This window comes from Pedobacter frigidisoli, from assembly GCF_004331675.1.
GTDB lineage: Bacteria > Bacteroidota > Bacteroidia > Sphingobacteriales > Sphingobacteriaceae > Pedobacter > Pedobacter frigidisoli.
In genome coordinates this window covers 26504-41343 of sequence record NZ_SJSN01000009.1, presented here as the reverse complement: position 1 = coordinate 41343, position 14840 = coordinate 26504, and the positions used below count along the sequence as shown (strand labels likewise).

At 34.6% G+C, this 14840-nt stretch carries 17 protein-coding genes; 11 read left to right on the top strand and 6 right to left on the bottom strand.

Translation table 11 applies throughout. From position 1 onward, the window contains the following. Positions 1-63: 63 nt before the first annotated feature. From EZ449_RS12485 to EZ449_RS12460, 6 genes are all read right to left on the bottom strand, one after another. Complete coding sequence (locus EZ449_RS12485) at positions 64-420, bottom strand: helix-turn-helix domain-containing protein (RefSeq protein ID WP_131559234.1); 357 nt, start codon at positions 418-420, stop codon at positions 64-66. A gap of 4 nt (positions 421-424) precedes the next feature. After that, entirely contained in the window at positions 425-718 is a 294-nt protein-coding gene (locus EZ449_RS12480; RefSeq protein ID WP_131559232.1) for a type II toxin-antitoxin system HigB family toxin, read from the bottom strand. 61 nt (positions 719-779) lie between these two features. Further along, positions 780-2696: an AMP-dependent synthetase/ligase gene (locus tag EZ449_RS12475; RefSeq protein ID WP_131559230.1), complete on the bottom strand. Its 1917-nt coding sequence runs from the start codon at positions 2694-2696 to the stop codon at positions 780-782. A gap of 303 nt (positions 2697-2999) precedes the next feature. Next, positions 3000-3326: a HesB/IscA family protein gene (locus EZ449_RS12470; protein WP_131559228.1), complete on the bottom strand. Its 327-nt coding sequence runs from the start codon at positions 3324-3326 to the stop codon at positions 3000-3002. Between the two features lie 87 nt (positions 3327-3413). Then, on the bottom strand, positions 3414-3827 hold the full coding sequence (iscU, locus tag EZ449_RS12465; RefSeq protein WP_131559226.1) for a Fe-S cluster assembly scaffold IscU: 414 nt from the start codon (positions 3825-3827) through the stop codon (positions 3414-3416). 96 nt (positions 3828-3923) lie between these two features. Beyond that, positions 3924-5135, bottom strand: coding sequence for an IscS subfamily cysteine desulfurase (locus tag EZ449_RS12460; protein WP_131559224.1), 1212 nt, complete (start codon positions 5133-5135; stop codon positions 3924-3926). 117 nt (positions 5136-5252) lie between these two features. Between EZ449_RS12460 and mce the strand changes: the two genes are divergently transcribed. From mce to EZ449_RS12405, 11 genes are all read left to right on the top strand, one after another. Beyond that, complete coding sequence (gene mce / locus EZ449_RS12455; protein ID WP_131559222.1) at positions 5253-5660, top strand: methylmalonyl-CoA epimerase; 408 nt, start codon at positions 5253-5255, stop codon at positions 5658-5660. Positions 5661-5926: 266 nt separating this feature from the next. Continuing rightward, positions 5927-6205, top strand: coding sequence for a hypothetical protein (locus tag EZ449_RS12450; RefSeq protein WP_131559220.1), 279 nt, complete (start codon positions 5927-5929; stop codon positions 6203-6205). Between the two features lie 56 nt (positions 6206-6261). Next, a complete protein-coding gene (locus EZ449_RS12445; RefSeq protein WP_131559218.1) occupies positions 6262-8013 on the top strand; it encodes a tetratricopeptide repeat-containing sensor histidine kinase in 1752 nt (583 codons plus the stop codon). Between the two features lie 55 nt (positions 8014-8068). Then, complete coding sequence (locus tag EZ449_RS12440) at positions 8069-8716, top strand: response regulator transcription factor (protein ID WP_131559216.1); 648 nt, start codon at positions 8069-8071, stop codon at positions 8714-8716. 167 nt (positions 8717-8883) lie between these two features. Beyond that, positions 8884-9588 carry a hypothetical protein gene (locus tag EZ449_RS12435; protein ID WP_131559214.1) on the top strand — a complete coding sequence of 235 codons (705 nt, stop codon included), beginning with the start codon at positions 8884-8886 and terminating at the stop codon, positions 9586-9588. Between the two features lie 247 nt (positions 9589-9835). Continuing rightward, the gene (locus EZ449_RS12430) at positions 9836-10084 is read left to right on the top strand and encodes a type B 50S ribosomal protein L31 (RefSeq protein WP_025142617.1); all 249 of its coding nucleotides are present in this window, start codon (positions 9836-9838) and stop codon (positions 10082-10084) included. A 72-nt stretch (positions 10085-10156) separates the two neighbouring features. Continuing rightward, a complete protein-coding gene (locus EZ449_RS12425; protein WP_131559212.1) occupies positions 10157-11323 on the top strand; it encodes a putative sugar nucleotidyl transferase in 1167 nt (388 codons plus the stop codon). Positions 11324-11389: 66 nt separating this feature from the next. Beyond that, complete coding sequence (gene tpiA, locus EZ449_RS12420; RefSeq protein WP_131559210.1) at positions 11390-12151, top strand: triose-phosphate isomerase; 762 nt, start codon at positions 11390-11392, stop codon at positions 12149-12151. After that, positions 12151-12990: a 50S ribosomal protein L11 methyltransferase gene (gene prmA / locus EZ449_RS12415; protein ID WP_131559208.1), complete on the top strand. Its 840-nt coding sequence runs from the start codon at positions 12151-12153 to the stop codon at positions 12988-12990. The genes tpiA and prmA overlap by 1 nt, the downstream gene beginning before the upstream one ends. A gap of 86 nt (positions 12991-13076) precedes the next feature. After that, the gene (locus EZ449_RS12410) at positions 13077-14429 is read left to right on the top strand and encodes a UDP-N-acetylmuramate--L-alanine ligase (RefSeq protein ID WP_131559206.1); all 1353 of its coding nucleotides are present in this window, start codon (positions 13077-13079) and stop codon (positions 14427-14429) included. Positions 14430-14468: 39 nt separating this feature from the next. After that, positions 14469-14789, top strand: a complete 321-nt coding sequence (locus EZ449_RS12405) for a helix-turn-helix domain-containing protein (RefSeq protein ID WP_131559204.1) — start codon at positions 14469-14471, stop codon at positions 14787-14789. Positions 14790-14840 lie beyond the last annotated feature (51 nt).

Genomic DNA, 14840 nt, shown 5'->3' with positions numbered 1-14840 from the left:
TGTGGGTATTTTTTGCAAAAGTAATGATTTTGCAGGGTTTTATTTTGGTGTTAATGTATAATTTTAATAGGCTTGGATAAGCACATCGGTTGGTATTTTGAAACTCTCGTGTAATTGCCTAATCATATCAAGAGATAATTTTCGCTTTCGATTAAGAATTTCACTTGCCCGACTTTTTAAACCCACAACTTTGGCTAAGTCACTTTGCTTGTAACCCATCTGTTCCATTCTAAATTTTATAGCTTCAATAGGATCTGGAAAGCCAATTGGAAAATGCTGATTTTCGTAATTTTCAATCAATATTGCCAAAATTTCTAACTCATCTCCTTCAATTGAACCTTTTTTTGTATCAAAAATAACCTCAAGCCTTTCTAGTGCCTGATCATAATCCTTTAAGTTTTTTATCGGTTTGATGTTCATTTTCTTAGATTTTGGTAGCGTCTATTTTGTCGTATTCTGCATGAGTACCAATAAATCGAATCCAAACCATTTGATATTCGTAGTTTATTTTAATGATCAAACGATAATTATTGCCTTTAATGTTGAATACAATTCTATTTTCAGTTAAAATGCTAGCACTCGGGTAATCACTTTTAATATCATTAGGTTTATTCCATTCGATATTACTAGTTTCCTGAAACCAAGATTTTAACTGTTCTTCACAATTAGGATGTTTCTCCCAAAAATCACGGAGTATTTTTTTTGCTATTATCCTCAACTGAAATAAAAAATATAACAAAGATAAGAAAAGTTCCCTAAATGGGAAATTTTAAATTTGATTATGATTCTGCCTCGACACCCTCTTCATACATTTCATTTATAGCATCATCGTACTTCTTCTCTACAATTCTACGCTTGATCTTCATGGTAGGTGTAATCTCACCCTCATCAATACTAAAAGGATTTCTTTTAATTTTGAAGTTTTTAATGCGTTCGAACTTTGCTAGCTCATTTGAAATCTTTTTGATATCCTGCTCAATCCAGTCGATAATTTCTTGATCACGAATGAAAGAATCACTATCTTCGAAAAAAGATGGCTTAAGTTTAAAAGTTTCCTCAAGCGTTTCTCTGTTAGGAATAATGATGGCTGTAATAAATTCGCGTTTATCTCCGATTAAGAACAACTGATCAATCTTTGGACTTTTAAGATAAATATTTTCTACTGGCGTAGGATAAACATTTTTGCCGTAAGCATTAACGATCATGTTTTTTAAACGATCAGTAATTTGAAGATTTCCTTTATAGAAACGACCAATATCACCAGTGTGAAACCACATTTCCTTATCAATTGCTTCAGCAGTTTCTGCAGGTTTATTAAAATAACCTTTCATTACGCAGTGACCACGAACAATAACTTCTCCTTCTGCGCATTCAAATTCTTCATCAAAGGTATGGTGTGTTTGGATGTTAAGAATCTTTTTCGATTCCACATCCTGTATGCCAACTTCAATACCAGGAATTACACGACCAACCGTTCCATAAACCTGTCTGTGATATTCCGTAACAGACATTACTGGAGAGGTTTCTGTTAAACCAAAACCCTCTAATATCTTGATGCCTAAATCACCAAAAAATTCGCCAACATTTTTAGGCAATGCTGCACCACCGGAGATCATAAATTTTAATCGGCCTCCAGTCTTTTCTTTAATTTTGCTAAAAACCAATTTTTCTGCAATCCCTTTTTTCGCTGATAAAATCAGGCCTGGATTTTTACCAGCCTCTTTAGCTACTCGATATTTATTTCCAGTTTCTAAAGCCCAAGTAAAGATTTTTGCTTTTGCGCCGCCACCAGATGTTCCAGATTTAATCGCTTTATCATGAATGCGTTCCAATAATCTAGGTACGCAACTCATTACCGTCGGACGAACTTCGCCCATATTTTTTGCTAATAATTCTAAACTTTGGGCAAAAGCTATTTTACAACCTTGTGCGCAACATACATGATAAGTTGCCGTACGCTCGAATACATGCGATAAAGGTAAAAATGATAAGAAAGTCTCAGTTTGATCGATTACTGGAATCTGTTGCAAGCAAACTTCTACATTTTTAACAAAGTTAGAATGCGTTAACATTACGCCCTTTGGAGTACCAGTTGTTCCAGATGTGTAAATAAGTGAAGAAACATCACCCGGCAAAACTAAACTTCTACATTGTTCTATATCTGCTTTTTCGGCTGCTGTAATTTGGTGTTTAAGTGCCAAAATATCAGAAAATGCAATTACCTCTACATTTACATCAACTGGTACAGTTACTTTTTCAAAATCCTTAAAAGCTGGAATAATATATTTTAACTCTTTACAGTTTGAGGCAACTTTTAATACTTTACGATAAAGGAAGTTATTCCCAACAAGAATTCCTTTTATGCCAGAATCGTTAATGATGTAAGCAACTTCCTGCTCCGATAGTGTAGGGTAAATAGATACATTGATAACGCCAATCTGTTGAATTCCTTGGTCGTAATAAACATATTCAGGACAATTTTCGATCATCAATCCCAATCTATCACCTTTTTTAATTCCCTTTTCTAAAAAGAATGCAGAAACTGCATCAGCCCTTTTCAAGGTATCTTCATAAGAAATTTCAGCCCATTCAGCTCCTTGTTTATGAATTAAAAAAGTATCTTCTGGTTTGTGAATGTTTTTTACAACATTTCGCAACAGTGTAGGGACAGTTGAAAATTCGTTAATTAATGGCATTGCTTATAATTTGATTTACTCGTTATAATTAACAATAATAATGCTTTTTGGTTTAAAAATGCAAATTGAGTTTGCCCCAGCACTCAGCAGGATTTTGTTATTGGTATAGATTAGGAAATTATTTAGACTTTCCTGCATATTTAAGTGGAAAAGGAACGCAGATATAAACAGATCTAAAGTGTATTCTTCATGAAAAAAAATCCTTTTAGCACTGCGGTTCAAATTTGCGATTATCTGCATGAAAAAACCTATAACACAAAAAAGACCCCACAAATGGAGTCTTTTGTTATAATTTATGGAAATTTATACTGAGAAACTTTCGCCACAACCGCAAGTGCGGCTAGCATTTGGATTTACAAAGTTGAAACCCTTTCCGTTTAATCCATCTGTAAAATCTAATTCAGTACCCGCTAGGTAAAGAAAAGATTTCATATCCAAAGCGATTTTAATTCCTCTATCCTCAAAAAACTGATCTCCAGTTTTAGATTCGTTATCAAAATCCAAGTTATAAGATAAACCTGAGCAGCCACCACCTTTTACAGAAACACGTAAAAAGTAATCAGAACCCATTTCAGAATCCTGCATTAAGTGATCAATTTTATCTTTTGCTTTATCGGTTATCGTTATCATAGTATCAAGTATTTAGTATCGAGTATCAAGACAGAATATCGAATATCAAAACTTGATACTTGATACTTGCATCTTGCTACTTTTCTTCTAGTGGTGCGATTTCTCTAAAACAATTGCATCTAAACCATTTTTAACGCGATAATCGTTAATTGCAGATTTAATTGCATCTTCTGCTAACACCGAGCAGTGAATTTTTACTGGAGGTAAAGCCAATTCTTCAACAATATCCATATTGTCGATAGTTAATGCTTCATCAATCGTTTTTCCTTTTAACCATTCTGTAGCTAAAGAAGAAGACGCAATTGCCGAACCGCAACCAAATGTTTTAAATTTAGCATCAGTAATTACGTTATCTGCTCCAACTTCAATTTGCAAACGCATTACGTCGCCACACTCAGGTGCACCAACTAATCCTGTTCCTACAAATTTGCTGTCTTTATTTAGTGTACCCACGTTACGCGGGTTATTGTAATGGTCAATTACTTTTTCTGAATATGCCATGTTTTTATTTTTTTAGAATTCTGCGAAGGTGATTATTAATTAGTTATCAATTTTCAATTCGAATAGTGCAAGCTGAAAACTGTTAATTGCAAACTGCTAGTGTTCTGCCCACTCAATTTTACTCAAGTCAATTCCTTCTTTAAACATTTCCCAAAGTGGAGAAAGCTCTCTTAAGTGATTAACAGCTTTTTGAGTAACTGCAATGGCTTGATCAATTTCTTCTTCGGTAGTAAATCTTCCTAAACCGTAACGGATAGAAGAGTGTGCTAAATCATCAGATAAACCTAAGCTTTTCAAAACGTAAGATGGTTCTAAAGATGCTGAAGTACAGGCCGAACCTGAAGATACCGCTAAATCACTCATTGCCATCATTAAACCCTCGCCCTCAACATATTTGAAAGAAATATTAGCGACGTGTGGTAAACGATGTTGTGTATTACCATTAACGTAACTTTCTTCCATTTTGCTTAAAGTCGATTCTAACTTATCGCGTAAAGCAGATAAACGAATAGTTTCGCTTTCCATTTCTAAACGACAAAGTTCACAAGCTTTACCTAAACCAACAATACCAGGAACATTCAAAGTACCAGAGCGCATTCCACGTTCGTGGCCACCACCATCCATTTGTGAAGTAACCTTAACTCTTGGGTTTTTTCTACGAACGTAAAGTGCACCAACGCCTTTCGGACCATACATTTTATGTGCTGTAAAAGCCATTAAGTCGATTCCATCAGCAATTACATTAACAGGTATTTTACCAACTGCTTGCGTAGCATCAGTCATAAATAAAGCACCAAATTTATGCGCAATTGCAGCAATTTCTTTTACCGGTTGGATAACGCCGATTTCGTTGTTGCCATACATAATAGAAACCAAAATAGTTTCCTCAGTCATTGCAGCTTCTAATTCAGCTAAATCAATTAAACCATCTTCTTTTACGCCTAAATAAGTTACTCTAGCACCATTTTTTTCTAGGTGTTTACAAGTATCTAATACCGCTTTATGTTCAGTAACCGCAGTAATAATGTGATTACCTTTTTCTTTATACATCTCAAAAACGCCTTTTATGCCAAGGTTATCGGCTTCAGTTGCGCCAGATGTAAATATAATTTCTTTTTCAGTACAGCCGATTAATTTGGCTACTTGCTCACGAGCATAATCCACTCCCTCTTCAGCCACCCAACCAAAAGCGTGATTACGGCTTGCGGCGTTTCCAAATTTCTCGGTAAAGTATGGTAGCATTGCCTCTAACACTCTTGGATCAAGTGGTGTAGTTGCATTATTATCTAAATATATCGGCTGTTTCATTTCAGTTCTCTTATTTGTAGTACAAAGATACGAAAAAACTTATTTAACAATTATAATTAATAGCTATGAGGTTATAGTTAAAACCTGCATTTTTACATTCACATAACCTTATAATCTATGAATAAGATAGAACACATCGGCATCGCCGTAAAAGAGCTCAATGCATCGATAGATCTTTACCAAAAACTGCTCAATACCGATTGCTATAAAACAGAGCAGGTTACATCTGAATTTGTAAATACTGCGTTTTTCAAAACTGGTGATAATAAGGTAGAATTATTAGAGGCAACTTCTGCTGATAGTGCAATTGCCAAATTTATCGAGAAAAAAGGGGAGGGCATTCATCACGTTGCTTTTCTGGTCGATGATATTTTAGCGGAAATGGAACGTTTACATAGCGAGGGCTTTGTACTCCTAAGCGATTCACCAAAAAAAGGAGCTGATAATAAAATGGTTTGTTTTGTGCATCCAAAAGATACAAATGGCGTTCTAATAGAAATTTGCCAAGAAATTAAGTGGATTTAGTGAATCTCTGGGTTTTATTCCCCTCTTTTAGAGGGGTGCCTGCAAGGCGGGGTGTTTCTTTAAGTGTATAAAATTGATTTGGAAACGAACGGTTCTGTCTTCCATTGTTTCTGTAGTCCTGCTAACCGCTATAGTCCCGATGAAAAATCGGGAGCTGCCGCTATTATCAGGTTTATTTAAATCGGCTTATGGTTCTTGGGGAAACCGAACCGCTTAAATTACCAGAATGTTATTATGTTTATCTTATAATCCCTTAATCCTAGTCAGTGTCACTAATTAAAATCATCAGCAAAGATTTCGATATCGAAGAAAACCTTTCAGAAGAACGTTTAAGGGAAACCATGGTTAACGCATTTGCTTATTTGGTAGATAATGATTTTCCTAAATTAATCCAGATTCTGTATAAAGCAGATGTTGATCAGTATAAATTAAAAGAACTACTAGAAACCACAGAGGGGCGAAGTTCAGCAGAAATAATTGCCGATACTTACATTGCTAGGCAATTGGCGAAAATAGAAACTTGGAAGAAATATAGTAAGTTATAAATCAGATTGATAGTGATTTAGGTCGCTTAATCTTGATAATTTTATATCTTTATTTAATGAATTACCGCTTTCTCTTCTTGTTATTTTTTCCAGCTATTGTATTCGCTCAAAGAAATTCATCTTCAGAAATAATAAAGAGCGATCACGATTTTATTTTAGAGGCGTTTAACAATGCCGATAACTACATGAATACCGATCATTATGATTCAGCACAATTATGGCTGAATAAAATTTATCTCAAAGTCAGTTATCGTAAACCATCATTATTTTCTTATTTCTTAACCTCTCGCCAAGCAGAGGTTTACTATTACAATAATTTGCACGAATTAGGGTTGCAAGAGGCTTTTAAGGGAGAAAATATTGCTGTTGTTTTAAATGACAGTCTGTTAATTGCTGATGCTTGTAATTTCATAGGATTGTTCTATATGAACAATAATAAGCTTGAAGATGCTGTGAAATATTTCAAGAAAGGGTTGAGGTTTACACATCAGCCACCATATAGAAAGCAATATATAGAGCTATCAAAACCGCACCACATTTACGGAAATCTTGCGGAAGCTTATGAAAAGCTTCACCTATCTGACAGCGCAATCTTTTACAGCAGGGCATCATTAATTAAGGCAAGCGAAATAGATTCTAAAAGAGGGATGGCAACAGCAAACCTAAATCTTGGAAGTGCGTTTTTGCAGAAACTTCAAATAGACAGCGCAAAGAAGTATTTCGAATCCACAAGAATTACATCAATCGCCAGTACCGACTTCGATGTAGAGTTAAACAGTTATAGTGGTTTAGCAGATTGTGAATCGAGAATAAAAAATCAAAAAGAAGCATTTAAGCAACTTGAAAATGGCTTTAAATTGCTTGATAAATATCCTCAACTGAATGATTTTTATAGTTTAATGTTCTTAGAGACAGCGCTAAAAATCTATAGAAAGTATAATGATCAGCCTGCCTTAATTAGAACATTAGAGCTTAAAACCCAAATTCAAACTGCAACCTATTCTAGAAACAATATTCAGATACAAACCATTTTATTAACTGGATTAAAAAATGAAAAACTTATCTTCAATTTGGAGCTAGCAGAATCGAAGAATAAGCAGAGTTTAGCAAATACACTTTTATATATATTGCTGCTTGTTTTATTATCATTTGTAATTGCCTTTATTGCCTATCGCTACTATACCCTGCAAAAATTGAGATTGGCAAATTTAAGAAGCAAAATTAGTCAAGATTTACACGACGAGGTAGGTGCTACGCTAAGTGGAATAGCAATGTACAGCTACATTACAAAGGAACAGATTAAAAATAATGAACACACTAAGGTTAATCATTCACTCGATATTATAAAAGATAATGCTGGAGAAATGGTAGCTAAATTAAATGATATTGTTTGGGCGGTTAATCCACTCGAAGATAACTTACTGGCACTTTTAGAGAGATTGAAAGATTTTGCCTTACAGCTCACTGCTGTTAAGGGTATTGTATTGATATTCGAAATTCCCAACTCATTATCAACAATAAAACTATCAATGGAGCAAAGAAAAAACATTTACCTCATATGCAAAGAAGCAATAAATAATGCAGTAAAGTATAGTGATTGTAAGGTAATAAAAGTAGAAATAGAAAATCAACAAAAAAACATCAAAATAATCTTAAATGATGATGGTAAGGGATTTCGGTTAGAAGAAGTAAGAAAGGGTAATGGATTAACCAATATGGAAAGTAGAGCAAAAGAAATAGCTGCAATGTTGAACATCGATAGCTCTGGCTTTGGAACATCTATTATTTTAAATTGTAAAATCACCTAATGGGGTATAGATTTTAATTTTAATATGTTAGATATTTAACGCAACATTATAAGGGATGGAAATCAAGGTTGCCATATTTGAAGATAACAAGCTCATTCGGGAGGCATTGCAAACCATCATTAATGGTACGCAAGGCTTTATTTGTTCTGGTATCTTTCCAAATGTAAATCAGGTGGAGGCCGATATTCAGTTTAGTAAGCCGGATGTGGTTTTAATGGATATAGAAATGCCTGGAAGAACCGGTATAGAAGCCACAAAAATAATTAAGGATCGCTTTCCTGAGGTAAAAGTGCTAATCCAAACGGTGTTTAATGATAGCGATAAAATTTTTAATGCGCTTTGTGCTGGCGCTTCTGGTTACATTCTGAAAACAGATTCACCTTTAAAGCAATTACAGGCATTAGAGGAAGTTTACAATGGTGGGGCATCCATGTCATCGGTAATAGCGCATAAAGTGCTACAATTTTTTGTTCGTCAGAATATCATGTTGGTACAGCCAGAGGAAACAGATTTTAATCTAAGTGTTAGGGAAAAGGAAATTCTTTCCTTAATGATAGAAGGTAATAATTATAAAAGTATAGCTGATAAAGCTTTTATAAGTTATGAAACTGTACGTACTCATGTTAAACATATTTATAAAAAACTTCACGTAGCCTGTAGGTCTGAAGCTATATTAAAGGCAAGGCAGCAAGGTTTTTTTTGAGACCATTCTATTTTGGACGACCAATTTCAAAATAATTTAACAGCATCATAAAATATACCCCAAATTAACTCCTCACCGCCCTAATAATCCCACATTGTGGTATTGCTAGGGCTTTTTTTATGTAGCAACTTTGGTTAATAAATCGAAAATTAACTAAAATCAAAAACATGAAAACAATTACAAAAAACATTAAATGGTTATTCATCATTGTTGTGGGCTTCAGTTTTACATCCTGTAAAAAAGACAGTAGCGTAGTAGATGAAATTAATAAGATAGAAATTCAAAAAAAACAAATCCAAGATGTTATTCCTGGAAAGTATTTAGACTCGCTAAAAAAGCTTGGGTTGGTGGTAAATACGGGTGTAAATCCAATAAATGTTGAGGGCTATTACGCTATCAATCCATTAATTTTGCAATCTACCAACATCCCTAAAGACTTTGCTATTGGTTATCGCTTCAGCGATGCAAGATTGAGTTTATCTAATCAGGATGCAAATTTTGGGATAAGACTATTAGGTAGGGGCTTTCTAGCTACAAGCGATACAAGCATTGTAACGGCTATTTCTGGATCTGGAAATGATTTTACCATATATGGCAAGGTTAAATCTCAAAGAAATACTAAAGTTGCAGAGTTCGCAATTATTATTTCAGGAACATTAGAGAATAAGATTATTAAGAACTTTAAGTACGGCTTAATTTGTATCTCCAATAAAAATCCAGAAACGGATTCGAATTTTATAAGAGAGGGGCAAGGGAGAGTTGTTTTAGAAAGTGATGCAATATCTGGAACAATTACAGAGAAAGATTTTGTTTCACTTACACGTGAAAACCAACTTTTGCAGCTGGCTAATCCAGGTTCTCTTCGATATTAGGATTAAAAATAATGAACTTTAAAATATTTCTTTTAGTCTCTTGTAAATCAAAAATAAAATTAGGATATTTGCATCCTCTAAAATAGAGGTTGAAAAGACTAATAGAAAATGTCATAAGCATTCTTGCCAGCAAATTGCAAGAATGTTCTTGGTGCTTTCACACAAATACACTAAATAATATTTAAATGAAACCATCGAAGCATTAGCGAGATAGCTTCATCACAATTAAAAGAAAATAAAAAACACGATGAAAAAAGATTTGCACCCTACTAGCTACAGACCAGTTGTTTTCAAAGACATGTCTAACGAATATGCTTTCTTAACAAAATCTTGCGTAGATACTAAAGAAACAATTAAATGGGAAGATGGTAATGAGTATCCTCTTTATAAATTAGAGATCTCTCATACTTCACACCCTTTTTATACTGGTAAAATGAAATTGGTTGATACTGCAGGACGTATCGATAAATTCAAAAACCGTTACGCTAAGAAATAATTTAGCAATAAAAAAGCATTTTTTAAAGTCCCTTTGCCAAAAGCATCGGGACTTTTTTTATTTTTGCTGCTTATGACAATCAATCTATTTGATGATTCCAGTTGGGCGTCTCTCCGTCCACTTACTTTTACTAGGCCTGTTGCCGATTTACGCACTGGTATTTTAACCATCGCCGAAAAGTGGGCGAAATATTTAAAAGCAGATTTCGGCTTTCAAACCCAAGATTACCTTTCCATTAAGTTTGCACCAAAAAAAAATGCTAATCTTTTTATTAATGGTGCTATCTGTCCTGATGGGCCACTACTTGAAGCTGTAAATGGTTTAAGAGCAGGAGAGGTGCTTCTAAAGGCTGATTTAATTATCGCTTATGCTGCAAGTGAATACAATCGTGATGTAGCTATATCATTCAAGCCAATTCAATTTGAAGGAGATTTCATTAGAATTGTTTATCCTAATGATATTTTTACGAACAATGGAATCGAATTAAAAAAAGATTTCGAACTTTTAACTAAGGGCAGAACATCTTCAACTTTAAGCAACACCAATACTTTTTTAGGGGATAATATCTTTGTAGAAGAAGGTGCAAAAGCCGAGTGTTCTGTTTTTAATAGTTTACAAGGGCCAATATATCTAGGTAAAAATTCCGAAGTTTGGGAAAGTAGTAATATTCGAGGGTCTTTTGCCTTATGTGATGATTCTTCGGTAAAAATGGGTGCTAAGATTTATCCAAACACCACCATTGGACCGCATTGCAGGGTTGGAGGCGAAATAAATAATGCCGTAATTTGGGGTTATTCTTCCAAAGGTCATGAGGGTTATTTAGGTAATGCCGTAATGGGCCAATGGTGTAATATTGGTGCAGATAGTAATAATTCGAACCTCAAAAATAATTATGCAGAGGTAAGGCTTTGGGATTATGAGCAAGAAAGTTTCCGTAAGACAGGTTTGCAATTTTGCGGTTTAATTATGGCGGATCACTCAAAATGTGGTATTAATACTATGTTTAATACCGGAACAGTAGCTGGTGTAAGTGCCAATGTTTTTGGGGCGGGCTTTCCCCGTAATTTTATTCCAGATTTTGCATGGGGTGGAGCACAAGGATTTGAAGCCTATAGCCTTGTAAAGATGTTTGAAACCGCCGAAAAGGTTTATGCCAGGAGAGATTTGCCTTTTGATGACATAGAAAAAGAAATTTTAAACAAGGTTTTTGAATTAACAAAAGAATATAGAAGATTTTAAATCGATTGAAAAAATGCAGTATTGGAACTTTCTAACATTGCAGCTTTTCAACCTTAAACAATAAAAATGAGAAAGAAAATAGTAGCAGGAAACTGGAAAATGAATTTGGACTATAACGAAGGTGTTTCGTTATTCAGTGAAATTGTAAATATGGTTAAAGATGAGCGTAAAGGCGAGCAGATAGCTATTATTTGCGCTCCATTTATTCATCTAAACAGCTTAGCGAAATTGGGTGGTAACGATGTTAAGATCGGTGCCCAAAATATTCACGATAAAGAAAACGGAGCTTACACTGGCGATATTTCTGCAAAGATGATTAAGTCTGTAGGTACAGAGTACGTAATTTTAGGTCACTCAGAACGTAGACAATATCAAGCTGAAAGCGATGAATTATTGGCTGCGAAAACCAAAATTGCATTAGCAAATGACTTGAAACCAATTTTCTGTATTGGCGAAACTTTAGATGAGCGTAACAACGGAAGTTATTACGAAGTATTAAAAAAACAATTGGTAAATGGCGTTTTCAGCCTAACTGAAGAAAATTTTAAGAAAATTGTAATTGCTTACGAACCAGTTTGGGCTATTGGAACAGGATTGACAGCATCTCCAGAGCAGGCACAAGATATTCATGCATTCATCCGTAGCGAAATTGAGGCTAATTATGGTTTCAATGTTGCTGATGATACCACAATTTTATACGGTGGAAGTTGTAACCCTGGTAACGCAGCAAGTTTATTCGCTCAAAAAGATATTGATGGCGGATTAATTGGCGGTGCATCATTAAAATCTCGTGATTTTACAGATATTATCAAAGCTTTAAACAGCTAATGCAATACATAAAAGCAGTATTTAAGTTCGAAAGCATCGAAAACTTTCAACAAGATTTGCTCATCAGCGATCTTGCAGATTTAGGATTCGATACTTTCGAAGATTCTGAAAGTGGTTTTACGGCTTTCGTAATTAAGGAGAATTTTTCTGAGCAAGCCTTGAAAGATTTATTGGCGATTCATGCTGAAGATTTTACAACGGATTATAATTTAGAGGATGTTGCCGATGAAAATTGGAATGCCGAATGGGAGAAAAACTTTAGTCCTTTGATTATTGATGATGTTTGTTACGTTCGGGCAACTTTTCACGAACCTCAACCATCATATCCTTATGAAATTGTAATCGATCCAAAAATGGCTTTCGGCACAGGCCACCATCAAACTACAACGATGGTGATGCAGTATATTTTAGCTGCCGATTTGAAAGATAAAAACATTTTGGATATGGGCTGCGGTACTGGAATTTTGGCAATTCTAGCGGCCAAACTCGGCGCTAAAAATTTAATGGCCATCGATTACGATGATATCTGTTATGAAAGCGCTTTAGAAAATGCGGCATTAAATAAGGTGACTAATCTTAAAGCGCTTTGCGGAAGTAAAGAAGTGATTCCTAACGAAGAATACGATGTGATTTTTGCGAATATTAATCGTAATATTCTGTTAGATCAGATCGGTCGTTATGCTGAGGTTTTAAAATCTGAAGGGAAAATTTTCTTCAGTGGTTTCTATTTGGATCCAGATTTAAGTATGATTACTGCCGAATGTGCAAAACACGAGATCCATTATATCGACCACAAACAGAATGGAGATTGGGTAGCTGCTCAATTTGAAAAATATTAGTAAGTAAGTTTTGAATGAGTGAATGATTCATTTTTGCAATCAACCATTCACTCATTTTATCAATCAAAATTCAATCATTTTAAAGCATGCGCATACATTTTATAGCAATTGGCGGAAGTGCAATGCACAATCTAGCCATCGCTTTACATAAAAAAGGTTATCAAATTACAGGATCTGACGATGTAATTTTTGAGCCGGCAAAATCTCGTTTAGATAAATATGGTTTGCTGCCTGCGGAAATGGGCTGGAATGAAAATCGTATTTCTACAGATCTTGATGCAGTTATTTTAGGCATGCATGCCAGAATTGATAATCCAGAATTGCTGAAAGCCCAAGAATTAGGCATTAAAATATATTCATACCCTGAATATATTTACGAGCAAAGTAAAGATAAATTACGTGTTGTAATTGGTGGTAGTCACGGAAAGACGACAATAACCAGTATGATTCTGCATGTCTTGAATTACTACAATCGCGATTTCGATTATTTGGTTGGTGCACAATTGGCCGGTTTCGAAACCATGGTAAAGGTAACTGAAGAAGCTCCAATAATGATTATTGAGGGCGATGAGTATTTATCATCACCAATTGATAGAAGACCAAAATTTCATCTATACAAAGCAAATGTTGCCGTTATTAGCGGTATAGCTTGGGATCATATCAATGTGTTTCCTACCTACGCAGATTATACATCACAGTTTGACAAGTTTATAGATACCATTACGGAAAATGGAACATTGATTTATTGCCAAGTTGATGCAGATTTAAATGAAATCGCTCAAAACTCTACAGTAAAGATTAGAAAAATTGGTTACGGAATCCCGGCGCATGAAATTATAAACGGCATTACCTATTTGCTTCCCGAAAAAACTGCTTTAGGTGTTTTTGGAGATCATAATTTAATGAACTTGAATGCTGCGAAATTAGTTTGCGAAGAATCAAAAATTAGTGCAGCTGAATTTGATACTGCCATTGCCTCATTTACAGGTGCGGCGAAACGTTTAGAGGTAATATCTGCTGACGAATTTACCAATGTTTATAAGGATTTTGCTCATTCTCCATCTAAGTTAAAAGCTACAATTGAGGCCGTAAAAGCACAATTTACTGATAGAAAACTTATTGCTTGCATTGAGTTGCATACTTTTAGCAGCTTGAATAAAGATTTCTTAAAGGAATATGCTGGAGCGATGGACAAAGCGGATGAAGCAATTGTTTTTATCGATTTAAAATCATTTGAGCAAAAGCGCATGGAGCCATTTTCTGAAAATGATGTTCAAGAGGCATTTGCCAATCCAAAATTAAAATTCTTTAATGATGCGGATAAGTTAAAGGCTTATCTACTGAGTTTAAATTATAAAAATGCTAATCTGCTAATGATGAGTTCTGGTAATTACGCAGGTTTCGATTTGCCAGAATTGGCGGCTGAATTACCAAGGTAAGTAAGCCACAGATTCGCAGATTTTTAAGTATTATTATTAATGAAAAGCATTGGAGAGAATATTAAAAAAAGTAGGGTAGCGCTTGGTTTAAGTCAGGCAGCTGCCGCTAAAAAGCTTAATATTTCTACGCCAGCATTTTGCAAAATAGAAACCGGACAAACAGATTTGAATATTTCTCGTTTGTTGCAAATATCTAAAACCTTTAAAATTCCCGTAATGCAATTGATTTTAGGAGATGCAGATCAATCATCATCTTCTGAAGAACTTTTAGCTTTGAAAAAAGAATTGCTAGAAAAAGATGAAGCGATCAATAAACTTCGTAAAAAGGTTATTGATTTATATGATAAATTAGGGATGTAGTTTTTTCCTGCAAATTATGGGGTTTAAACCCGCAGATTTAAGAAGATATTT